The sequence below is a fragment of the Fundicoccus culcitae genome (assembly GCF_024661895.1).
Taxonomy (GTDB): Bacteria; Bacillota; Bacilli; order Lactobacillales; family Aerococcaceae; genus Fundicoccus_A; species Fundicoccus_A culcitae.
In genome coordinates, this window is the sequence record NZ_CP102453.1 from 2056752 (window position 1) to 2077847 (window position 21096).

Annotated in this window: 21 protein-coding genes, 3 tRNA genes and 1 pseudogene; 21 read left to right on the plus strand and 4 right to left on the minus strand. The window is 38.7% G+C overall.

The annotated features are described in order from the left end of the window. The first annotated feature begins 73 nt into the window (after nt 1–73). A complete protein-coding gene (locus NRE15_RS09300; RefSeq protein WP_313792609.1) occupies nt 74–991 on the plus strand; it encodes an alpha/beta hydrolase in 918 nt (305 codons plus the stop codon). Nucleotides 992–1392: 401 nt separating this feature from the next. Here the strand turns inward: NRE15_RS09300 and NRE15_RS09305 are convergent, their stop codons facing one another. Further along, complete coding sequence (locus NRE15_RS09305; RefSeq protein WP_313792610.1) at nt 1393–1584, minus strand: hypothetical protein; 192 nt, start codon at nt 1582–1584, stop codon at nt 1393–1395. A 224-nt stretch (nt 1585–1808) separates the two neighbouring features. Here NRE15_RS09305 and NRE15_RS09310 point away from each other — a divergent pair. The 13 genes and pseudogenes from NRE15_RS09310 to NRE15_RS09370 all read left to right on the plus strand — a co-directional run bounded on the left by NRE15_RS09310 (nt 1809) and on the right by NRE15_RS09370 (nt 11396). Continuing rightward, nucleotides 1809–1880: transfer RNA gene (locus NRE15_RS09310), tRNA-Gly, on the plus strand. 17 nt (nt 1881–1897) lie between these two features. After that, nucleotides 1898–1983: transfer RNA gene (locus NRE15_RS09315), tRNA-Leu, on the plus strand. A gap of 28 nt (nt 1984–2011) precedes the next feature. After that, a tRNA-Arg gene (locus tag NRE15_RS09320) sits at nt 2012–2085 on the plus strand. A gap of 767 nt (nt 2086–2852) precedes the next feature. Next, nucleotides 2853–3014, plus strand: coding sequence for a hypothetical protein (locus NRE15_RS09325; RefSeq protein WP_313792611.1), 162 nt, complete (start codon nt 2853–2855; stop codon nt 3012–3014). A 26-nt stretch (nt 3015–3040) separates the two neighbouring features. Next, nucleotides 3041–3229 (plus strand): annotated as a pseudogene (locus NRE15_RS09330) (family 1 glycosylhydrolase); the annotation flags it as partial. 15 nt (nt 3230–3244) lie between these two features. Beyond that, nucleotides 3245–5251: a BglG family transcription antiterminator gene (locus NRE15_RS09335; RefSeq protein ID WP_313792612.1), complete on the plus strand. Its 2007-nt coding sequence runs from the start codon at nt 3245–3247 to the stop codon at nt 5249–5251. A 25-nt stretch (nt 5252–5276) separates the two neighbouring features. Then, nucleotides 5277–5585 (plus strand): PTS sugar transporter subunit IIB, encoded by a 309-nt coding sequence (locus NRE15_RS09340; RefSeq protein WP_313792613.1) that lies wholly within the window; start codon nt 5277–5279, stop codon nt 5583–5585. A gap of 12 nt (nt 5586–5597) precedes the next feature. After that, nucleotides 5598–5924, plus strand: a complete 327-nt coding sequence (locus NRE15_RS09345) for a PTS lactose/cellobiose transporter subunit IIA (RefSeq protein WP_313792614.1) — start codon at nt 5598–5600, stop codon at nt 5922–5924. A 210-nt stretch (nt 5925–6134) separates the two neighbouring features. Beyond that, entirely contained in the window at nt 6135–7418 is a 1284-nt protein-coding gene (locus NRE15_RS09350) for a PTS sugar transporter subunit IIC (RefSeq protein ID WP_313794983.1), read from the plus strand. Between the two features lie 69 nt (nt 7419–7487). Next, complete coding sequence (locus NRE15_RS09355) at nt 7488–8918, plus strand: 6-phospho-beta-glucosidase (protein WP_313792615.1); 1431 nt, start codon at nt 7488–7490, stop codon at nt 8916–8918. A gap of 115 nt (nt 8919–9033) precedes the next feature. Continuing rightward, a complete protein-coding gene (locus NRE15_RS09360) occupies nt 9034–9933 on the plus strand; it encodes an ROK family protein (RefSeq protein WP_313792616.1) in 900 nt (299 codons plus the stop codon). A 373-nt stretch (nt 9934–10306) separates the two neighbouring features. Next, nucleotides 10307–10828: a GNAT family N-acetyltransferase gene (locus tag NRE15_RS09365; RefSeq protein WP_313792617.1), complete on the plus strand. Its 522-nt coding sequence runs from the start codon at nt 10307–10309 to the stop codon at nt 10826–10828. 46 nt (nt 10829–10874) lie between these two features. Further along, nucleotides 10875–11396 (plus strand): GNAT family N-acetyltransferase, encoded by a 522-nt coding sequence (locus tag NRE15_RS09370; RefSeq protein WP_313792618.1) that lies wholly within the window; start codon nt 10875–10877, stop codon nt 11394–11396. Between the two features lie 109 nt (nt 11397–11505). Here the strand turns inward: NRE15_RS09370 and NRE15_RS09375 are convergent, their stop codons facing one another. Next, a complete protein-coding gene (locus NRE15_RS09375) occupies nt 11506–12369 on the minus strand; it encodes a pyridoxamine kinase (RefSeq protein WP_313792619.1) in 864 nt (287 codons plus the stop codon). Nucleotides 12370–12557: 188 nt separating this feature from the next. On the opposite strand from NRE15_RS09375, the gene NRE15_RS09380 reads away from it, so the two are divergent. The 3 genes from NRE15_RS09380 to NRE15_RS09390 all read left to right on the plus strand — a co-directional run bounded on the left by NRE15_RS09380 (nt 12558) and on the right by NRE15_RS09390 (nt 15994). Beyond that, nucleotides 12558–13025, plus strand: coding sequence for a CtsR family transcriptional regulator (locus NRE15_RS09380; protein WP_313792620.1), 468 nt, complete (start codon nt 12558–12560; stop codon nt 13023–13025). Between the two features lie 14 nt (nt 13026–13039). After that, the gene (locus NRE15_RS09385; protein ID WP_313792621.1) at nt 13040–15517 is read left to right on the plus strand and encodes an ATP-dependent Clp protease ATP-binding subunit; all 2478 of its coding nucleotides are present in this window, start codon (nt 13040–13042) and stop codon (nt 15515–15517) included. A gap of 141 nt (nt 15518–15658) precedes the next feature. Further along, a complete protein-coding gene (locus NRE15_RS09390) occupies nt 15659–15994 on the plus strand; it encodes a hypothetical protein (protein ID WP_313792622.1) in 336 nt (111 codons plus the stop codon). Between the two features lie 106 nt (nt 15995–16100). Here the strand turns inward: NRE15_RS09390 and NRE15_RS09395 are convergent, their stop codons facing one another. Further along, nucleotides 16101–17000, minus strand: coding sequence for a LysR family transcriptional regulator (locus NRE15_RS09395; protein WP_313792623.1), 900 nt, complete (start codon nt 16998–17000; stop codon nt 16101–16103). A 210-nt stretch (nt 17001–17210) separates the two neighbouring features. On the opposite strand from NRE15_RS09395, the gene NRE15_RS09400 reads away from it, so the two are divergent. The 3 genes from NRE15_RS09400 (at nt 17211) to NRE15_RS09410 (ending at nt 19534) form a co-directional block, all read left to right on the plus strand. Continuing rightward, complete coding sequence (locus NRE15_RS09400; protein WP_313792624.1) at nt 17211–17600, plus strand: CidA/LrgA family protein; 390 nt, start codon at nt 17211–17213, stop codon at nt 17598–17600. A 1-nt stretch (nt 17601) separates the two neighbouring features. Beyond that, entirely contained in the window at nt 17602–18315 is a 714-nt protein-coding gene (locus NRE15_RS09405) for an LrgB family protein (protein ID WP_313792625.1), read from the plus strand. A 160-nt stretch (nt 18316–18475) separates the two neighbouring features. Beyond that, nucleotides 18476–19534, plus strand: coding sequence for a lactate oxidase (locus NRE15_RS09410; RefSeq protein WP_313794984.1), 1059 nt, complete (start codon nt 18476–18478; stop codon nt 19532–19534). Between the two features lie 82 nt (nt 19535–19616). On the opposite strand, the gene NRE15_RS09415 is transcribed toward NRE15_RS09410, so the two are convergent. Further along, nucleotides 19617–20489: a PucR family transcriptional regulator gene (locus NRE15_RS09415; RefSeq protein WP_313792626.1), complete on the minus strand. Its 873-nt coding sequence runs from the start codon at nt 20487–20489 to the stop codon at nt 19617–19619. 91 nt (nt 20490–20580) lie between these two features. On the opposite strand from NRE15_RS09415, the gene tadA reads away from it, so the two are divergent. After that, entirely contained in the window at nt 20581–21060 is a 480-nt protein-coding gene (tadA, locus tag NRE15_RS09420) for a tRNA adenosine(34) deaminase TadA (RefSeq protein WP_313792627.1), read from the plus strand. Nucleotides 21061–21096: the final 36 nt, after the last annotated feature.

Below are 21096 nucleotides of genomic sequence, written 5' to 3' on the forward strand. Positions count from 1 at the left end.
GTAATATTTGTCAGTTGTAATAAAGTCAAGGGCTTAATATACTATAACTAGTCAAAAATTAATGGAGGAAATTATGCGTACAGAATTATTATATTTATATGACGATCGCAAGGATGTTACTTTGAAGGCCTACCTACTGGAAGATAATGTGAATTTAAGACCCAAGAAGACGTTACCCGCCATCATTATTAATCCGGGTGGCGGTTATATGTACTGCTCTCCCCGTGAGGCTGAACCGATTGCCCTTCGTTTCAATGCCATGGGCTACCATGCTTTTGTGTTAGAATATTCAGTTTACGGCGAAGGCAAGTATCCTTTTGAATTAGATTCAGACTTACCCGTAAAGGAACATTCACTTTTCCCGCATGCCATGCAAGAAATTGCCATGTCATTCGAACTGATTCACCAACATGCTGCGGAGTGGAAAGTCGACACGAACCAAATTGGCACCATTGGCTTTTCAGCTGGCGGCCATAACGTCGCCATGTACGCTAACAACTGGAATACCCCCGTCATTCAAGACGCTGTTTCCTTGAAAGGCGACGCCCTAAAACCTGCCTTCAATATCGTAGGCTACCCCTTAACCGACCTAATAAATATCACTGCCAACATCGAAGATTTAAATACTGTGGCAGAAGCCAAGCCAATTTTAATCGCCTGCTTTGGGAAATCAGATGTATCGCAAGCCGAATTGGAATATTACAGCCCAGCTAGGAACGTTAATTCTGACACACCCCCTACCTTTATTTGGACAACCTCTGAAGATCAAGTGGTAGCTGCCCAGGATTCCATTCAATTAGCTTTAGGCTTAGCCCACAATAATATCCCCTTTGAATTGCATGTGTTTGAAAAGGGTCCTCATGGTTTATCATTAGCCAACCCATCTACCGCTCGAGCTGCTGAACACATCAACCCTAAAGCAGCCACATGGGCCGAAATGGCCGAAAAATGGCTCAACGACCGCTTTCCCGTGGAAGCACTCGATATGTAACAGTGACTGAGACGATGTGTAAGTGTGGAAAGTGGAACAAACACGGGTTGAATATTCCACTTAATGGATTAAGTGGAACAAACTCGGTTAGAAAGTTCCACTTAATGGGTTAAGTGGAACAAACTGGGTTAGAATATTCCACTTAAGCGCGATTATGAGCTGTTTTCAAACATATTTATCAATTTGCCGGACGTCGATTTTGGATGAAGGCCGGCAAATCAGTTTGGCGGACGTCCCATGAAAAAGAAAGCCGGCAAATAGGTGAACCCGCTTGATTTGCACCGACATTTCAAGAAAGCCGGACGTCGATTTTGTATGAAGGCCGGCAAATCAGTTTGGCGGACGTCCTGTGGAAATGAAAGCCGGCAAATGGGTGAACCCGCTTAATTTGCACCGGCATTTCAAAAAAGCCGGACGTCGATTTTGTATGAAGGCCGGCAAATTCGATTGCCGGACGTCCCGTGAAAAAGAAAGCCGGCAAATGGGTGAACCCGCTTAATTTGCACCAACATTTCAAAAAAGCCGGACGTCGATTTTGTATGAAGGCCGGCAAATTCGATTGCCGGACGTCCCATGAAAAAGAAAGCCGGCAAATAGGTGAACCCGCTTGATTTGCACCGGTATTTCAGAAAAGCCGGTTTTTTAACTCCTCATTTATCATAGGTGCATACGAGAACATGTAAAAAACGATAGCGACAACTTGTGCATGAGAAGCTATGGGATCCTTCATAGAATAATCCAGAGATATTTATTAAAAGTGATTGTATTTGTTTTTAAAATGTGCTATTATAATTTTTGTTGTTCTGATAAAGACAATGCGGAAATAGTTCAGCGGTAGAACATCACCTTGCCAAGGTGGGGGTCGCGGGTTCGAACCCCGTTTTCCGCTTGTATTTTTCGTAAAATGCCGGGGTGGCGGAACTGGCAGACGCACAGGACTTAAAATCCTGCGGTGGGTGACTACCGTGCCGGTTCGATTCCGGCCCTCGGCATAAGTTTTTTTATCATACAGCATTCATTGCACCCGTAGTTCAATTGGATAGAATACTTGACTACGAATCAAGCGGTTGCAGGTTCGAGTCCTGCCGGGTGCATAAAATAATCTCCCTGACACATGGTGTTGGGGAGATTTTTGTATATAAATACAATATGAATTTTAGTGGTTACCTATCTAGAGCATCCTTTTTCTTTGCAATCATCACTCAAAAATGTTCGAGGAGGGTGCTTTGGATTGCTTGCTTGTACCGTAATGCTATCGTCGGTTATATAACATGCTTCAAAGTCCCTTCGTCGCCGTGAATGATTACAACGGGAATTTATCCATTGAAATCAACTTCAGGCATTATTTTGATTAATACTTCGTCACTTGAGTAGATACCATCCCCCACTTACTTCTAAAACAAAATATTCTTCAGGGTTTATATCTTCGAAATGCTCAAATTTTTGTAACTCTTGATAAGCAATGCCGTTTGAACCAGCTTTCACTGACCCATATTTAGGTACCGATTTGCTTTCAAAAAATACGGAACTAGAAAGGGTGGAGTAGTTGGCTATTAATAGCAGTTTCTTCTACTCGCTACAATTTCCTATTAATAAAACCGTAGACAGAAATAGTAGCAATATGCTCCCCCTGAAGTAGATAAAATAAACTATTTAAGGATTTTTGTATGCTTAAATAGAAAGTCCACTATTGAAATTTTAAAGAAAAATTTGTCAAAGAACATATTACTTCCGCTTTGAAGAGGAAAATCATTAAACTTGAAATCGTTTACGTTCGGTGTTGTTACTCATATAATATAAATACATATTAAGTTAAAATAATAAATGAATATTAGAGTTACGAATAGGAGGGATTAATTCAATGATTAAGTTTCCTGATGGTTTTCTTTGGGGAACATCAAGTTCTGGTCTTCAAAGTGAAAGTGTTGAGGTAGGTGATGGTCAAGGTATGAATAATGGAATAATTGGTTCAAATAAGAACCAAAAAGAGTCCAAAATTGGGTTGGTCCTGAAAAAATATTAACTTTTTTATAAAAAGTATATAGAAGACAGGATGGTGCTAACTGCCATGGTTACATGTTGTGGACCTTCATTGATTGCTAGTCATGGTTGAATGGATATAGGAATCGTTGTGGGTTAGTTGAATTAGACTTAGAGACTCAAAAAAGAACGATGAAGAAGTCAGGGAATTGGTTTAAGGAACTCAGCATGAACAATGGTTTTAATAACCAGAGCTAGAAGGTGAGAGCAAGTATGAGAGATTTACCACTTGATAGTAAAGAAACTCAATTAATAAAAATTTTATACGATCATATGAACGAGCATGTCTCTAGCCAGGTATTGGGTGACTACATTAATGTATCTGATCGAACGGCTCGCAAATATATAAAAAACATAAGTCAATTCTTAGGTGAGTATGGGGCAAAAATTGATATTAAAAAAGGGCAGGGGTATAAATTGGTAATTGATGACCCTTCTCGCTTTAATTCTATTTTTAATGATATTAGTAATAATCAAAAAAACAATTTAGATGTTCTCACAATTACTGAGCCTAAAGATCGTGAACGTTATCTGTTGAACAAAATATTCTTAGAAGGTCAAATTCTAACGGTGGATGAATATGCTAAAGAACTATTTGTCAGTAATTCAACAATCATGCATACTCTTCAAAGTATTCGAAAGCAATTACAAGCCTATGAACTGACTCTGATTAATGATGTGAATGAGGGAATATCCATTCAAGGAGTTGAGCTTGAGAAAAGGCGGTTCATCTTAAATTACTTCTTTAAGTCACATCCATTGGATACTTTCATGAATTTCACTTATGACTATCTTAAAGAATCAGATATATCATTAGAATCACTTTTCATTATAGTCTTAGAAGAGTGTCGGAATGGTAAAATCCAGCTGTCCGATTATGCTATGCAGAATCTAGTGTTGCATTTGGCACTAGCTATTGTTCGTATTAAGGAAGGTAAGACAATCGAAGCTTTTCAAAGTAATCAAGAACTTGATTTTTCCTATGAGATTGATGTTGCTAAGCAAATTATTAGTCGTGCTGAGGACCTTGAAAAGATTGAATTTCCTGAAGATGAAGCCAAGTACATTGCCTTGCATCTTAATTCTAAGTCTAACAAAGATTATGAGCAAGATGACTTACATAGTGCTAATTTCAATGTATTACAAAGTCAGATTTTTCAAGCTCTTTCAACGATGAAAGATTCATCTAATCTGGAATTTAGTTTAGATTCAATGTTAGTGATGGGGTTAGAAGCACATTTTGAACCGCTTATTACACGATTAAAGATGGGTGTTCAAATGAAAAACCCTTTATTTGATGAAGTTTATAGTAGATATACAAAGGAATTCGAAATTATTAAATATTATTTTAGTCAGATGCCATTACTCGAAGGACACGAGGTTGATAATCATGAATGGGCTTATATTGTTCTTCATGTCTTAGCTGCTATTGAAAGACATAAGCAAAAGCAACAATTGAATGTTATTGTTATCTGTTCAACAGGTATGGGGAGTGCACAGATGTTGCGTAGTCGTTTGGAGACGGAGTTCGGTTCAAGTATTCGTATCATTGATGTGATCAGCTATTATCAACTGGATGAACAGAAATTAGAGGATATTGATTTGATTATATCAACGATAGATATAACTACTTCTTTCTTTACTATTCCAGTCATACAAGTTAGCGTTTTCTTGAATGAACAGGATATTAGACAAATAAAGCATTATATAAAAGACCATAACAAAGCTTTTAACTCAACATCTCAAAAAAGAATCACTGAGTCTCATTCATCACGACTATTCAATGAGTATTTCAGTGAAGATCGCTACTTTATAGTTAATCAACCAATTTCAAGAGAAGACTTACTACATCAAATGGTCGAAACCTTAACTGATTTTCAAGAGGAATCCCTTGTTGAGGACTTTATTAAGCAAGTAGAGTTGAGAGAAAGATTTGGTTCTTTAGTTTTTTCTGAGAATCTAGCCTTCCCGCACCCTTCAGTTCCCTTAGGCGTCCACAGTGAGATAGCCGTTGCCGTGATAAAAGATGGGGTCGAGTGGGATGAAGAGCATAAAGAGATAAAATTTGTTGTTCTCATGTCTCCTTCAAAGGTATCTAATAAGGGATTACCTAAAGTGACAGATTTCTTTGTGCGTTTTATTGGGGATGAGGAGGCTCAGAGGAGCTTACTAGAAGATCCAAGTTTTGAGAATTTTAAGGCTTTATTTATAGAACAGTAAAAATAAAAAATATAGGAGAATTATCATGAAAGAAATTATGTTAGTGTGTAACGCTGGAATGTCAACAAGTATGTTAGTAACGAAAATGCAAAAAGCATCAGAAGAACAAGGGATTGAAACAAAAATTTGGGCAGTATCTTTGTCAGAAGTGGACGAGAATGTTCGCAATAATAATATCGATGTCATCTTAGTAGGCCCACAAGTGAAATTTGTAGTGAAGAAATACAAAGATACCTACGAACCAGACATTAAAGTAACAGACATCCCAATGGCAGATTATGGGCGTATGGATGGAGAAAAAGTACTTCAATTAGCACTGACAACAATTGGATAGGAGATAGGTATTATGAGTGAACCAGAGAATTTAGAAGAGGTTATGGGTTTAATTATGTATGGGGGAGATGCCAAAGGGAAGGCTATTGAAGCCATCGAAGCGGCAAAATCAGGAGACTTTGACTTAGCAGAAGAGAAAATGGCTGAAGCTAATGAATCATTGGTAACAGCTCACAAATCTCAAACTAGCCTACTAACAAGTGAGGCTGAAGGTGATAATGTCGAAATTTCTTTATTATTAATTCACGGTCAAGATCATTTGATGAATGCCATTACATTTGTCGATTTAGCCAAAGAAATGGTAGATATTTACCGGAAATTAAGAGATGTAGAAAAGTAGGTGGTATAGATTGAGATGAGTGAAATCTATGATTCTGGCGCTGAATCATTTTTTAAAATATTAATAATGTCAGGAACCAGTATTGGATTTTGTGTAGAGTAAATAACGTTTATAAAAATGCACACAAATTATAAAGGAAGGAGAATAAATAGACCTCATCGTGATTTTTTACCGATTCGAAAAAAATATTAGGAGGATATAAAAATGTCATTGCAATCATTTATGGAAGAAAAATTTACACCCCTTGCATCAAAGTTTGCGGCGAATAAATATTTGGTCGCTGTACGTGATGGTATGATTCTTACATTACCTTTGATTATGATTGGTTCAGTCTTCATGGTCATCGCTAGTTTACCATTTCCAGGTTGGGAGGAATGGCTCGGTTCAACAGGTATATCAGATATTCTTTGGAAAGGTACGGGTAGTAGTTTTGATTTAATGGGATTAGTTGCAGCTTTTGGAATTACTTATACTTTTGTAAAAGAAAATAAACAAGATGGTGTAGCAGCAGGAATTATTTCTGTATCTGCATTTGTAACAGCAACTCCATTTATGTCTAGTGAAGCAGGCAACGGAATTCTAACTAGATATACAGGAAGTGGCGGGATACTTCTTGCAATTGTAATTGGTTTGTCGACTGGTGTCATTTATTCTTGGTTTATTGATCGTGATTATCAGATTAAGATGCCTGAAGGAGTTCCACCAGCAATTTCTAGAAGTTTTAGTGCCTTGTTACCTGGACTATTTGTTATCACAGGCTGGCTAATTATTTATGGGGTACTCGAAAAACTTGGTATTGGAAATATACATGATATTGTAGGGATCGTATTAGGTGGTCCATTAAGTTTACTTAGTGATAATTTAATTGGTACGTTGATCGTTACTCTTATACATGGTTTATTCTGGTTTATGGGGATCCATGGTGGAAATACGGTTCATGCAGTGATGCGTCCACTTTGGATGGCAAATTCAGGTGAGAACTTGGCGGCATTCCAAGCTGGAGAAGAAGTACCACATATTGTGACACAACAATTTATTGAATATTTCGTCCATATAGGTGGTGGTGGAGCTACGTTAGGATTAGTGATCATTATTGCTATACTAGCTCGTTTAAAGAACACAAGTGCTGTAACAAAAACAATGGCTCCAGTTACATTGGTACCGGGGATATTTAATATTAATGAACCCGTATTGTTTGGGATTCCAATTGTTTTGAACTTTAAAATGCTCATTCCTTTCATTATTGTACCAATGATAAATGCTACAATTACCTATCTAACGATGGCAATAGGTATTGTACCAAAGACGATTGGTATTGATGTAGGGTGGACGATGCCAGCTATAATCAATGGTTTTTTAGCAACTGACAATTCTATTAGGGCGGCAATATTGCAGATTATTCTAATTGTAATAGATGGTGCTATTTATTATGTTTTCTATCGTGAAATTGAAAAAGATTATAAGGCGCTTGAATTAACAGGAGCAGAAGCGTAATGCTAGTATCCGTTTAAATCAATAATCTTCAAAATGATAATTTTTTACAGATCGAAGAGGAGGAAGAGGATGAGTTTCCCAAAAGATTTCTTATGGGGTGGGGCAACGGCTGCCAATCAATTAGAAGGTGCCTACAATGTTGATGGAAGAGGCTTAGCCAATGTCGATGTGATTCCACATGGTGAAGACCGTCAGGCAATTATTACAGGAAAAATGAAGCATACAGCATTTGATGATAAGCATTTTTATCCAGCTAAAAAGGCAATTGACCATTACCATCGCTATAAAGAAGATATTGCTTTGTTTGCAGAGATGGGTTTTAAAACGTATCGTTTTAGTATTGGTTGGACTAGAATTTTTCCTAAAGGTGATGAACGAACACCAAATGAAGCAGGTTTAAAATTTTATGATGACCTAATTAACGAGTGTATAAAGTATGATATTGAGCCACTCGTTACCATTACCCACTTTGATATTCCAATGCATTTAGTGGATGAATATGGTGGTTGGAGAAACAGAAAAATGCTTGAATTTTACGAACGTCTTGTCACTGTGCTATTTAATCGATATAAAGGGAAAGTGAAGTATTGGCTTACCTTTAATGAGATTAATGTGTTATTTCGTGACCCGTTTATTGGTGCGGGTATTGTATTTGACGATGGAGAAAACGAAGAACAAGTCAAGTTTAATGCTGCTCATCATGAATTAATGGCTAGTGCAATTGCAACAAAAATTGCGCATGAAGTCGATCCAGAAAATAAAGTTGGATGTATGTTTGCCGCAGGAGCTGGACAGTTTTATCCAGCAAGCCCACATCCCGAAGATGTTCGCGCTGCTCAAGTGATGAAGCAAAAAGATTATTTTTTAATTGATGTACAATCTTTTGGTGAATATCCTAATTATGTCCTTAAGTATTTAGAACGAGAGGGAATTTCTATTCCCTTTGAAGAAGGCGACAAAAAAATATTGAATGAAAATACTGTAGACTTTATTTCATTTTCTTACTATGGATCTTTTGTAGCTGAGAGAGCTGACGAGGGAGGGGATATTAAAGTTGTTGATAACCCTTATTTGGAATCAAATGATTGGGGAACCCCTATTGATCCATTAGGTTTTCGTATTACGATTAACGATTTATATGATCGCTACCAAAAACCATTATTTGTATCTGAAAATGGGATAGGAGCGTATGATAACTTAGATGAAAATGGTTATGTTGAAGATGATTATCGAATTGAATATCATGCCAAGCACATTGCTGCAATGAAAGATGCTATTGAGTTAGATGGAGCAGATGTTTTTGGGTATACAACCTGGGGTCCTATTGATCTTGTTTCAGCAAGTTCAGGTGAAATGTCTAAACGGTATGGTTTCATCTATGTCGATCGTGATGACGAAGGTAATGGAACACTAGAACGTTCGAAGAAAAAATCTTTTAACTGGTATAAAAAAGTAATCGAAACAAATGGTGAAGATTTAACGAATGAATCATTCAGATAAGAAGTGACAAATCATTGACTGAAGAAGACCTTTATTCTAAAGATACCAAACAAACTAGAAAAAGGTCTTTTCTTTATTGTAAATGACTGAAAAATTTGTTAAAAGGAGCAATTAAATGTCTGAACAATTGTCTTTAGGAATTGACATTGGAGGGACAAAGATAGCCATCGCTTTGGTTGATAAGCAAGGAAATATTAGTAACCGCAAAGAGTACTTAAGTGATACAAGAAGTGATGAGACACTGTTTTTGACTTTAACAAACGGTATTGATGAAGTAATGAATGACTCTGGGCTAACAATTAGAGATTTAAAGGGTTTTGGGATTGGAATACCTGGCTTGGTTGATTTAGATAAGGGTGTTGCAGTATTTCAAAATAATTTACCTTGGGAAAATTTCCTGATTGTAAAAAAGTTGAATGAATATTATGGAGAAACTTTAAATGTAGTAATCGATAATGATGTAAAAATGGCTGCATATGCTGAGTATAAAATGGCAAACTTATTACAGGATGAAGTGTTTACCTATATTACTTTATCTACTGGAATTGCAGCAACTACGATTATAAATAATCAAATTCTTAGAGGGAATGGTTTTTCAGGAGAAATTGGTTTAGATCTAATATACAGTGAAGAAGGTTATCGAACACTTGAAGAAGTAGCTGCTGGGCCAGCGATTCAAAAATTTGTACAAGATAAGTTAGGCGACTATTCGATTACTACAAAGCAAGTTTTTGAATTATATAAAGAAGGAGATTCAGTAGCTGAAAAGGCGATCAATAAAAGTGTTCATTCAATGGCACTGTCAATTTATTCGCTGATTAATCTTTTAGATCCTAAAAAAATTGTTCTAGGTGGAAGTGTCATCTACTATAATCCTTTTTATATCGAATTACTTAAAGATGAATTAAAGAAAATTCTTTTAGACCAGCAGCATCATATTCTTGATTCGATTTCTGCAACAACTCTTGGAAGAGACAATGGAATTATTGGTGCAGGATTAAAAGTATTCAACTAAAAAACGCAGAATAATTTAGTTCGATAGACAGTATATAGAAGGTTAGTAAGGGTAAAATAGTTGGATAAATAGGGTAAAAACTAGCCCTAAAGAAATCGCAATTAAAGCAATCAAGTTCTGATTGCTCATTGCGATTTTTGTTTTGAAAAGATAAGAAAGTCTTGTATATAAATAAAACTATAGCTCATAACGGCATGTTTTTATGATAAGTGACAAATGTCTGATGTATAATAGTTCATCTTAACAGGCGGATTGCTTCAGTTTACGCTTAAGAGAGTCGGATGTTTCCGGCTTCTTTTTTGTAACAAAATTCAAGTTATTTATTTGAAAGGTTTATGCTATGATAGGAGTAATTTCACTCAAGGAGGTTGCTATGGAATTACAACGCGTCCATACAAATGAATTTACAGCCATTCAGTTGTTTTACCATCAATTAATCGAGATGATGGAGGGCTCACCCTATCTACCGGGTTGGGAAAAAGACATTTACCCATCTGATGAGATGCTACATGATGCGCTCAACAAACACGAATTATATGCGGTTGAAATCAATGGCACATATGTAGCTGCCATGATTATGAATCATGATTATAATGAAGGTTACAAGAAAGCCAATTGGGCAATCACGGCCAAGGATAATGAAGTCACCGTGATTCATGCCTTGGGGATACTCCCCACCCATCAAGGCCAAGGGTTAGCCAAGTTCCTAGTTCAAGAAGCAATCACACGCGCTCAGCAAAATCACCAAAAAGCGATACGCCTAGATGTGCTTGCTAGCAATCTTCCTGCCCATAAGCTCTATACGTCACTTGGTTTCAAACTAATCGACACTGTCCAAATGTTTTATGAAGATACCGGCTGGACGGACTACCTCTTATACGAGTATGTTTTATAAAATAAATATCACTGCCTGAACGGTTCACATGATGAAGGAGATCCCTATGCAATTACGACGTTTAAACACCGATGACTTTTTAGCCATCCAGTCACTTTACCATCAATTAATCGACATGATGGAAGGGTCGCCCTACATACCGGGTTGGGAAAAAGGCGTGTATCCTTCAGACAAACTATTGCTAGGTGCCCTCAACAAAGAAGAACTCTATGCCGTAGAAGTTGAGGGGATTTATGTGGCGGCTTTGATCATAAACCATGAATACAACGAAGGATACAAAGAAGTCGTCTGGGACATCGATGCAAAAGATGAGGAGATTACCGTTATTCATGCTTTGGCTGTGTTGCCAACCTATCATGGAAAAGGGTTAGCCACTTTTCTCGTCCAAGAAGTCATTCGTTTGGCAAAAGCCACCCATCAAAAAGTCGTCCGAATGGATGTCTTAGCTAGCAATCTACCCGCCCAACGACTCTACACAAAATTAGGTTTTAAATTAATTGACACGACACATATGTTCTATGAAGGCATCGGATGGACAGATTACTTAATGTACGAATACGCCCTCTAAAATAAAAAGCCGCATGTTTATAATTATCGTGTGTCGGTCCGTCCTTTACTCGATAATTAAAAACATGCGATTTTATGTAGCACCACCTACGTCTCAGCAGTGGTATTTATTATAAAGCGTCACGCATGGCTTGGATTTCATTGGCAAATTGCGGAATAATCGGTTCAAAATAAATCCCAAGTTTTTGGTCACGGTCAACTTTCATGCTATGTTGAATGGCCAATTCCATATACGGCGTGCTTTTCTTGACCGCATCGAGAACCGTATCGCCCAACAAATAGTAAGCCATAATTAAACTAACGGACAAGTCGCCGATCCCTTTAAACCAAGTGTCAAATTTTTGGTGCATCACATATTGCGGTTCTTCACCTGGGGTATAAACATAGTAACCAATGGTTTCTTCCCCATCATGGACTTCACCATTAGAAACCCCCGTTAAAACAACATTCTTAGCGCCTAAATCAACTAAACCTTGGCAAATTTTAGGATAGTCTTCAGTTGAAAGATCTTCAGAGAAAGGATAATCCGTAATGAGACAGGCTTCAGTTAAATTTGGGACAATAATATCAGCATATTTAACCAATTTACGGAATTTTTCAGGGAAATCTTCTGAAAAACCTGCGTATAATTTACCAAAATCCGCCATAATGGGATCAATGATAACTGGCAAATCGTAATCGACTTTTTCTAAGTAGTCAATGACCGTGTCAATTTGCTTAGAATCCGCAAAGTAACCCGTTAAACAACCACGAAATTGAACATTCATGTCATACCAATGATTTAAAATTTCGTCAAAAGATTCATTTAGATAATGTTTAATCAAACCAGGATAACCTAAAGTATGAGTCGACAAAATCAATGTCGGCAGTAAGCCCACCTCAAATTGGGCTGCTTCCAAAATCGGTAAATTCGACATGCCAGCCACTTTAGCGACACCGGGTAAATCATTAATAACTAGTACTTGATTGCTCATAATACTCCTCCTCTTTTTTACAACACTTAGTATAGCACAAAAACAACCTTCTGAACAGTTTTTTGAATAAATATCTCTGCAACGTTCAAATATTTATTTGAATTAATTGCTAAAAACTATTTACAATTTGCATAGGATGGTGTATAATAGTCAAAGATAGTCAATGTTAAGAAAAAGGAGGGGTAAAAGTGTCGCAAAGAAACATGTCAGATATCATTGAAGCATATCTGAAGGGTTTTTTGAAACATCAAGAACACATTGAAATTAAACGCAGTGATGTGGCAGAACATTTTGACTGTGTACCTTCACAAATTAATTATGTCATCAACACACGTTTTACCCAAGAACACGGCTATTTAGTTGAAAGTAAACGCGGAGGCGGCGGCTATATTCGTATTTTGAAAATCCATTTAGTGGATCAAGCGGATCAAATTGATCAATTAAAAGATCTTGTTGGTCAAAAGATTAGTCAACGTAACAGTGTTAATCTAATTCAGACTTTATACGACCGTGAAATTATTACTAAGCGTGAAGCCACAATGATTTTAGCGATAACCGAAAAATCCGTTTTACAAACATATACCGATCAAGAACAAGAACTCAGAGCAACCATTTTGAATACGTTTTTTGATCAATTAAAATATACAGACAAATAAGAGGTGAACAATTTATGTTTGAAGAATTATTTACAGATAGTGCCCGCCAGGTCATGATATTTGCTGCTGAGCAGGCCTATTACTTACGTCACCAAGCAGTTGGAACCGAGCATATTCTACTTGGTTTAGCGCGTGAAGAAACAGGGATTGCTGGGAAAGCCTTACGTAGTGTAGGAGCAACTTACCAAGCCCTATTAATTGAATTGGAAGCCATCCATGGCAAAACCGCTTCACCACGCACTGAAGGTGAAGTTGTTATTCCCTATTCACCACGTGCCAAAAAAGTCATTATGAATGCATCCAATGACGCCAAACGTCTCGGTGCAGCAAAAGTAGGAACCGAACATTTATTATTAGGTTTATTAAAAGAAGAAATTTTAGCGACTGTCCTATTGAAAAACTTAGGCATTGATATTAACGAATTGCGTAAAACCGTTTATGAATTGATTGGCGTTGCTCAATCTAATGAAAGAACCGGCGCGCAAAACCTAGGTCGTCAAGCAGGGCGTCAAAGTAGAAATCAAGCAGAAACGCAATCAAACACACCAACGTTAGATTCTGTTGCGCGAGATTTAACCCAATTAGCTCGTGAAAATAAATTGGATCCATTGATTGGACGTTCTAAAGAAGTCCATCGTATGGTTCAAATTATCAGTCGTCGTTCAAAAAATAACCCGGTCTTAGTGGGTGAACCTGGTGTGGGTAAAACAGCTATTGTTGAAGGACTCGCTCAACGTATGGTTTCTGGTGAAGTGCCTGAAGATATCGCAAGAAAACGTCTTATGATGTTGGATATGGGTTCTTTAGTTGCTGGAACGAAATATCGTGGGGAATTTGAAGAACGCATGAAGAAAATCATCGATGAGATTACCAATGATGGGGAAGTTATCTTATTCATTGATGAGTTGCATACTTTAATCGGTGCCGGAGGAGCAGAAGGTTCCATTGATGCCTCAAACATCTTAAAACCAGCCCTTGCGCGGGGTGAAATCCAAACAATTGGTGCAACGACTTTAGATGAGTATCAAAAACATATTGAAAAAGATGCCGCTTTGGAACGTCGTTTCTCACGTGTCATGGTTGAGGAACCAACCCAAGAAGAATCGATTCAAATTATCGATGGACTTAAAGGTCGTTATGAAGATCACCATCAAGTAGATATTACGGAAGATGCCGTTTTAGCAGCCGTTAAATTAAGTTCACGCTACATGACAGGTAGACGCTTACCGGATAAAGCGGTTGACTTGATTGATGAAGCCGCTGCTAAAGTGCGCATCGATGAATCAATGGACAGCTTAACCGTTAGCAATCTTGAACGTCAATTGAGTGACATAGCAGATCGCAAAGAAAAAGCCATTTTAAGTCGTGAATTTGAACGTGCCGCAAGCTTACGTGAAGAAGAACAAGCCGTTGAAACAGCCATCCAAACAGCGACTGAAAAAGAAAAAGAAGAAGAAGTTGAACCTGTTCGCTTACAAGTAACTGGAGAAGATGTTGCTGAAGTTGTTGCCTTAGCGACTGGCGTTCCGGTTCGTCAAATGGACACTAAGGAAGCGGACCGTTTAATTAACCTTGAAGAAGAATTGCATAAACGTGTCATTGGTCAAGACGAAGCCGTTAAAGCTGTGTCACGTGCCATCCGTCGTGCCCGTTCTGGCTTGAAGAGCCCAGGCCGTCCAATTGGTTCCTTCCTATTCTTAGGACCAACTGGAGTTGGTAAAACCGAGTTAGCCAAAACCATTGCCGAATCTATGTTTGGTAGTGAAGATAACATGATTCGTGTGGACATGTCTGAGTACATGGAAAAACACAGTGTGTCTCGTTTAGTCGGCTCACCTCCAGGTTATGTGGGATATGATGAAGCTGGTCAATTAACAGAAAAAGTCCGTAACAAACCATACAGCGTTATTTTATTCGATGAGATTGAAAAAGCCCATCCAGATGTTTTCAATATCTTATTGCAAGTATTTGATGATGGACACTTAACAGACGGTAAAGGACGTAAAGTCGATTTCCGTAATACCATCATTATTATGACATCGAATATTGGTGCGACAGCCCTACGTGATGAAAAATCCGTTGGTTTTGGTGCTGTTAATGTTAAAGATGACTTTAATGCGATGGAAAAACGTATTCGAGAAGAATTGAAGAAAGTTTTCCGTCCAGAATTCCTTAACCGGATTGATGAAACCGTCGTATTCCACCCATTATCTAAAGAAGATATCCGCAAAGTTGTTCGTTTGCATGCGCAAGATGTTGTGAAACGTCTCGAAGATCTCGAAATTGAAGCACGCGTAACCGATACAGCCGTTGATATTATCGCCGAAGCCGGATATGACCCAGAATATGGTGCCCGTCCAATTCGTCGTGCGATTCAAAAACAAATTGAGGATACTTTGAGTGAAATGATGCTGAACGGCGAAATCGAACTGGGTGACCGCATCACCATCGGTGGTCGCAGTGGTGCCATTAACATCGCACACCGCAAATAATCCAAATAAATATCGCTAATTCTTTCAAAATTTCTGCTTTCTAAAAGGCGTATTAATTTAATCTAATCAAAGGATATGCTATACTAGGTTTACACTAAAAGAGCAAGTTATTGCTACAAAATTGTGTAAGGAGGAAATCAAATGAAAGATCATTGGGGAAAGATTTTATTAGGATCAGCGGTTGTTGTTGCAGGTGTTTCACTATTCTTGTATTTTGATGAAACAGCTCGTGAAAAAGTTGAAGGTGTTCTAAATCGTGAAAGAGCCAAAATGTTTGTTAAACATCGCTTAAACGGCTCAGATGCTATGGTAAGTGCCGTTGATAGCCTTTCTGATACTGAAATTAATACACTCATGAAAGTAATGAATTCAACGAGTAAAGCCAAAGATAAAGCTAGCGATACTTTCTCAGATATTATGGACAAAGCTAAAGAAGTAACTTCTGACGTTACACACAAAGTGACCGATATGTTCTAACAAAAAAAGTGCTGTACCAGCTCCTAATAGGAGTTGGTACAGCACTTTTTTTTGTGGACTTTTTTCAAAATAGGCACCGCCAGTTGGCTGGTTTCAGGGGTATTTATTAGAGGGGTTTGGCGTCGAATTCTTTTTCAACGGCTTCGATTAGTTTAGCGTTGAAGTTCAACTGGGCAGGGATCTGATCGGTTTCGTTGTTTAAAACCAGATTGATGTAGAACAACGGGCTGTCTTTGAGTGGGATGGCGATAATATCCGTTCGATCTTTTACAAGGGTATCAATCATCAAGCCAACACGGATACCGGAGGCGATGATGGAATGGGCGGTTGGGATTTCATCGGTATACAGAACATTGGTCGTATCGATGTTATTTTCTGATGCCCATTTTGTAAAGAGTTTATGATGCAAATAGCCTTTAGATAAAGATAGGAAGCTCTGGCCAGCGAGTTGTTCGGCTGAGATTTCACTGTATTTGGCTAAAGGGTGGGTGGTGGACACACAAACAGAGAGCGGCTTGGCATCAATTTCATATTGCGTCAACCAGCGTTCATGCAAGGGTGAGCCGTCTAAGCCAACAATGGCAGCTGGGACTTTGCGTGTACGGATAAGTTGTAACATTTCATCGGAACTTTCTTCTTCAACCAATTTTAAATCGGAAATAAATTCAGTTAGATAAGGCAAAATGCGCGTAAAATAAGCGCCCCCGATGGTTGGTAAGAATCCAAAGTAGACATTTTGTGAATTAAGGTTAGCAATCTCAGTCTTGGTATTGTTAAACAGATTTAACATTTCGATGGTTCTTTGGTAGAGAAGTTGCCCTGAAGGGGTGATTTGAATGTGCTTGGTTGATCGATTCCGTTTAATTAAGGTTGAATTAAACTCATCTTCTAACCGTTTTAGGGCGATGGAAATGGATGGCTGAGATACGAAAAAATGCTCAGCAGTTTTCGTGAAACTCAGGCTTTCGGCTAAGTATTTGAAGTATTCTAAGTCTCTTAAGTTCATGATTGACCTCCAATATGTTATCTATAAATTATTTATATGGTATGATAATGAAGCTATATTTTGATATGGGGATAAATATGATATATTGGATGCAAGTTGAAAAAACGTTTTCAGTCCAATATGGCTATTGTAATTATAACATAAGTCAAAAGGAATGGCAGTAATATTAGATTTTTTAGATAAAATGTTATAGGAGAAAGGTTGATTTTGATGAAGATATATAAACAGCTATTTTGGATTTTTCTGTTTTCGTTCGCAGGTGAGGTGTTTTCGATACTGCTTAAGAATTGGATTGCCATCCCTGGCAGTGTGATTGGGATGGTGCTCTTATTTCTAGCTCTTCACTATAAATGGATTAAGATTGAGCAGGTTGAAACGGTAGGGTCGTTTTTAACCGATAATATGGCAATTTTGTTTGTCCCTGCAGGGGTTGGTTTGATGACTAACTTTGATGTCTTGGGTGATATTTGGTGGCAATTAATTTTAATTATTCTTGTGACGACGGTGTTGATGATGGGATTTGTTGGACGCACTGTACAAAGCTTAAAAGCTAAAACAGAAGCCAAGGATTTAAATCAAGTTTCTGGGAAGGAGGATTAAGATGAGTACGCTTTTACCTATTTTAGAAACCCCTTATTTTGGAATTTTTATGACATTTTTGTTTTATTTAATTGGGGATAAATTATATAAACGTTGGCCGATTCCTATTTTTAATCCTTTAATCTTCGCAATTATTGCCATTATCATTGTGTTACTTTTAGGCGATATTCCTTATGAAACGTTTAATAAAGGCGGCCAGCACATTAACTTACTAATAACACCTGCAACGGTGGCTTTAGCTATCAAGCTGGAGAAAAACTTTATTTATTTGAAACGTTACTATAAGTCGATTCTTACGGGGATTGTCTTAGGTGTTTTATTCCATTCCGTGATGGTGATTGGTTTTGCTTTATTATTCCGTTTTGACGGGCAGTTAGCAGCTACCTTATTCCCTAAATCGATAACGACGGCCATTGCCGTTGGGATTTCTGAATCAATGGGCGGAATCGTGTCGCTGACAGTTGCTACGGTGGTATTTACAGGTATTCTTGGAGCATTGGTGGCCCCATCGGTCTTTAAGTGGTTTAAAATTGATGATCCTGTTGCTCAAGGGGTCGCGCTTGGAGCAAGTTCGCATGCCATGGGGACGACTAAAGCCATTGAAATGGGCGAAGTACAAGGGGCAATGTCTAGTTTGTCGATTGTTGTTACCGGGATTGTGGTTGTTATCGCAGCACCTATCGGGCAAATGGTTATTAATGCGTTATTTAATTAAATAAATTAATTATAGGGGGAAGAAGATGTCACACGAAGAAAAGAAGCAATTTGAAGGGGTAAATGATGTAGAAACGAGTGCCTTAGCACCTGAGGCGATTGCTGAAGAGGAAGGCTACCATGCACCAACTGAAATTAAAGCCATTAATGTGGTCAACACTATGGAGTTAGAAGATTTTGCTAAAGAAGTCATGCCTAAAGGTGGCTGGGGCTATTTAGCTGGGGGTTCAGGTGATGAATTCACCTTACGCCGTAATGTGGCTAGTTTTAACTCAAAAGGGATTTTACCGCGTGTTTTAGCAGATGTGGAGTTTCCAGATACATCTACGTCTATTCTGGGTCATGATTTGAAAGTGCCGTTTATCATGGCTCCGATTGCTGCACATGGTTTAGCCCATGAAACCAAAGAAGCAGGAACAGCTAAAGGGATTGCTGAATTTGGCGGAACGATTATGTCAATCAGTGCTTACTCAGGGGCAAAATTCTCCGAAATTGAAGAAGGTTTGCAAGGCAATGCTCGCTGGTTCCAAATTTATATGAGTAAAGATGATGAATTTAACCGTAACATTATAGATGAAGCTAAAGCCGATGGCGCAACCGCCATTATTCTAACCGCTGACTCTACTTTGAGTGGAAACCGTGAACGAGATATTAATAATAAATTTGTCTACCCATTTGGCATGCCAATTGTTTCGCGTTATTTATCTGGCGACGGTAAAAATATGTCATTGAACAATATTTATGCCCAATCCAAACAAAAGATTAGCCCACGGGATGTGAAGTTCCTATCTGAATACTCTGGGTTACCTGTTTTTGTGAAAGGCATTCAAACCGCTGAAGATGCAACGCTTGCGATTGGTGCTGGCGCAGCTGGTATTTGGGTGTCTAACCACGGTGGCCGCCAGTTAGATGGTGCACCCGGTTCATTTGAAACCTTAGCCGAAATTTCAGCAGCTGTTGCTGGTCGTGTGCCCATTGTTTTTGATAGTGGTATTCGCCGCGGTGAACATATCTTCAAAGCTCTAGCGAGCGGTGCAGACATCGTCGCCCTTGGTCGCCCAGTCTTATTTGGACTCGCTCTAGGTGGCTGGAAAGGCGTGAAGTCCGTCTTGGAATATTTTGAAACCGACTTGAAACGCGTGATGCAACTGGCGGGAACGCAAACCATCGCCGATGTTAAACAAGCCAAATTAAAAGATCTAACGGATTGGAATAGATAACACTGCTAAAAGCCCGACCTTGTTTGATGAAAGGTCGGGTTTTTTATTTGGGGCTCAGTTCGCCATCCAAGCCAACAAACCCCTAGATCGCCAAATAACACAAAATCAAATCGGGTAAGTGCTGTAAATTATAGCCTGTCTCTTTGTAAAATTTGTTCATCCGATAAGTTAAGGTGTTGCGATGAATGAACAACTGATCCGCTGTCTGTGATAAGTTGCCTTGGTTTTCAAACAACTTGGTAATCGTAGAAATGTAGTCCGGATGCGTTAAAATGGTCTGTTGAACCCGGCGTAATAAAGGCTGTTCGTTATAAAAACTCCGTCCCATCATACGCAACAAAGTAATCGGTAACGTCGAAAAGGGTTGAATATAATCATTTTTTAAAGCCTGTTCAAACAAGTCCACTTCTAATTGATACAATTCAGGTAATTGCGAATTCACTTGATAAGTTTGCCCAACCAAAGCTTTGGTAATCAAATCAAAGTCAGAATCTAATGTTTGTAACACAGCATACAAATCTTCCACCAATTTCCCTTCTGCCTCATCCATTGACAACACAATGGTCAAGCGACGCTCAGTATACGGAATGGTCGCAATAATGGCAGGGATGGCTTCACTTAAAGTCTCTAACCACAAAACATACTCAAAATTTTCTGGTAAAGCCTGAAAATCTAAATGCAACCAACGCACAGAAGCCGCATTGCTAGGCATATCCGTTGATTGGCCTAACAAAAAACGACTCCAAGGCGACAAAGACTGAGGATAAGATTGGCCAACCTCAGCCGTCCTTTCATCAAGCATGGCCAACAAAGCCTGTTCTTTTTCACCCACCTGGTCCGCGGGAATATATAAATCATCGCCATCAAGCACAAGATGGATATAGGCAGAGGTATTTATTGGGGTTGAGGGGTTGATCAGTAAATCGGGGTACAACTTTTTTAACGACTGGTACATGCGCGTCATCCTTTCTGTTATCAGTTTAACACGAAAGCCATTTAAAATGTTAATATAATAAATATCACTGCAAACGACTAGGAGGTGCTTCATGCACGAGGAAGATGAGTTTTGGATGCGGCAGGCGCTGGAGGAAGCCGCGAAAGCTGGGGCGATTGGCGAGGTGCCGATTGGCGCTGTGATTGTCAAGGACAACCAGTTGATTGCGACGGGGCATAACTTACGTGAAATCAATCATGCCGCGTTGGCGCATGCTGAAATGGTGGCGATTCAAGCGGCTAATGAAGCCTTGGGCGCTTGGCGATTGGAAGGTGCTACGTTGTATGTGACCTTGGAGCCCTGCCCTATGTGCGCTGGGGCTATGATTATGTCGCGGGTGAGTCGAGTGGTTTACGGAGCGAGTGATCCTAAAGCTGGTTGTGCGGGGTCTTTAATGAATTTGTTGGAGGATGAACGTTTTAACCATCAGCCCGAGCTTGTTGCTGGCGTTTTAGCAGATGAGAGTAGTCAGATGCTCAAGAACTTTTTTAAAACCCTTAGAGACCGTAAGAAAAATAAAGCAAACGGCTGACTTATGCACAGGTGACTGTGTATAAGTTAAAGTGGA

Excerpts from the sequence above, each read along its gene's own strand:
- NRE15_RS09300 (WP_313792609.1), top strand. The coding sequence starts at position 74 with ATGCGTACAGAATTATTATATTTATATGACGATCGCAAGGATGTTACT.
- NRE15_RS09325 (WP_313792611.1), top strand. The coding sequence starts at position 2,853 with ATGATTAAGTTTCCTGATGGTTTTCTTTGGGGAACATCAAGTTCTGGT.
- NRE15_RS09335 (WP_313792612.1), top strand. The coding sequence starts at position 3,245 with ATGAGAGATTTACCACTTGATAGTAAAGAAACTCAATTAATAAAAATT.
- NRE15_RS09340 (WP_313792613.1), top strand. The coding sequence starts at position 5,277 with ATGAAAGAAATTATGTTAGTGTGTAACGCTGGAATGTCAACAAGTATG.
- NRE15_RS09345 (WP_313792614.1), top strand. The coding sequence starts at position 5,598 with ATGAGTGAACCAGAGAATTTAGAAGAGGTTATGGGTTTAATTATGTAT.
- NRE15_RS09355 (WP_313792615.1), top strand. The coding sequence starts at position 7,488 with ATGAGTTTCCCAAAAGATTTCTTATGGGGTGGGGCAACGGCTGCCAAT.
- NRE15_RS09360 (WP_313792616.1), top strand. The coding sequence starts at position 9,034 with ATGTCTGAACAATTGTCTTTAGGAATTGACATTGGAGGGACAAAGATA.
- NRE15_RS09365 (WP_313792617.1), top strand. The coding sequence starts at position 10,307 with ATGGAATTACAACGCGTCCATACAAATGAATTTACAGCCATTCAGTTG.
- NRE15_RS09370 (WP_313792618.1), top strand. The coding sequence starts at position 10,875 with ATGCAATTACGACGTTTAAACACCGATGACTTTTTAGCCATCCAGTCA.
- NRE15_RS09375 (WP_313792619.1), bottom strand. The coding sequence starts at position 12,369 with ATGAGCAATCAAGTACTAGTTATTAATGATTTACCCGGTGTCGCTAAA.
- NRE15_RS09385 (WP_313792621.1), top strand. The coding sequence starts at position 13,040 with ATGTTTGAAGAATTATTTACAGATAGTGCCCGCCAGGTCATGATATTT.
- NRE15_RS09390 (WP_313792622.1), top strand. The coding sequence starts at position 15,659 with ATGAAAGATCATTGGGGAAAGATTTTATTAGGATCAGCGGTTGTTGTT.
- NRE15_RS09395 (WP_313792623.1), bottom strand. The coding sequence starts at position 17,000 with ATGAACTTAAGAGACTTAGAATACTTCAAATACTTAGCCGAAAGCCTG.
- NRE15_RS09400 (WP_313792624.1), top strand. The coding sequence starts at position 17,211 with ATGAAGATATATAAACAGCTATTTTGGATTTTTCTGTTTTCGTTCGCA.
- NRE15_RS09405 (WP_313792625.1), top strand. The coding sequence starts at position 17,602 with ATGAGTACGCTTTTACCTATTTTAGAAACCCCTTATTTTGGAATTTTT.
- NRE15_RS09410 (WP_313794984.1), top strand. The coding sequence starts at position 18,476 with ATGGAGTTAGAAGATTTTGCTAAAGAAGTCATGCCTAAAGGTGGCTGG.
- NRE15_RS09415 (WP_313792626.1), bottom strand. The coding sequence starts at position 20,489 with ATGTACCAGTCGTTAAAAAAGTTGTACCCCGATTTACTGATCAACCCC.
- tadA (WP_313792627.1), top strand. The coding sequence starts at position 20,581 with ATGCACGAGGAAGATGAGTTTTGGATGCGGCAGGCGCTGGAGGAAGCC.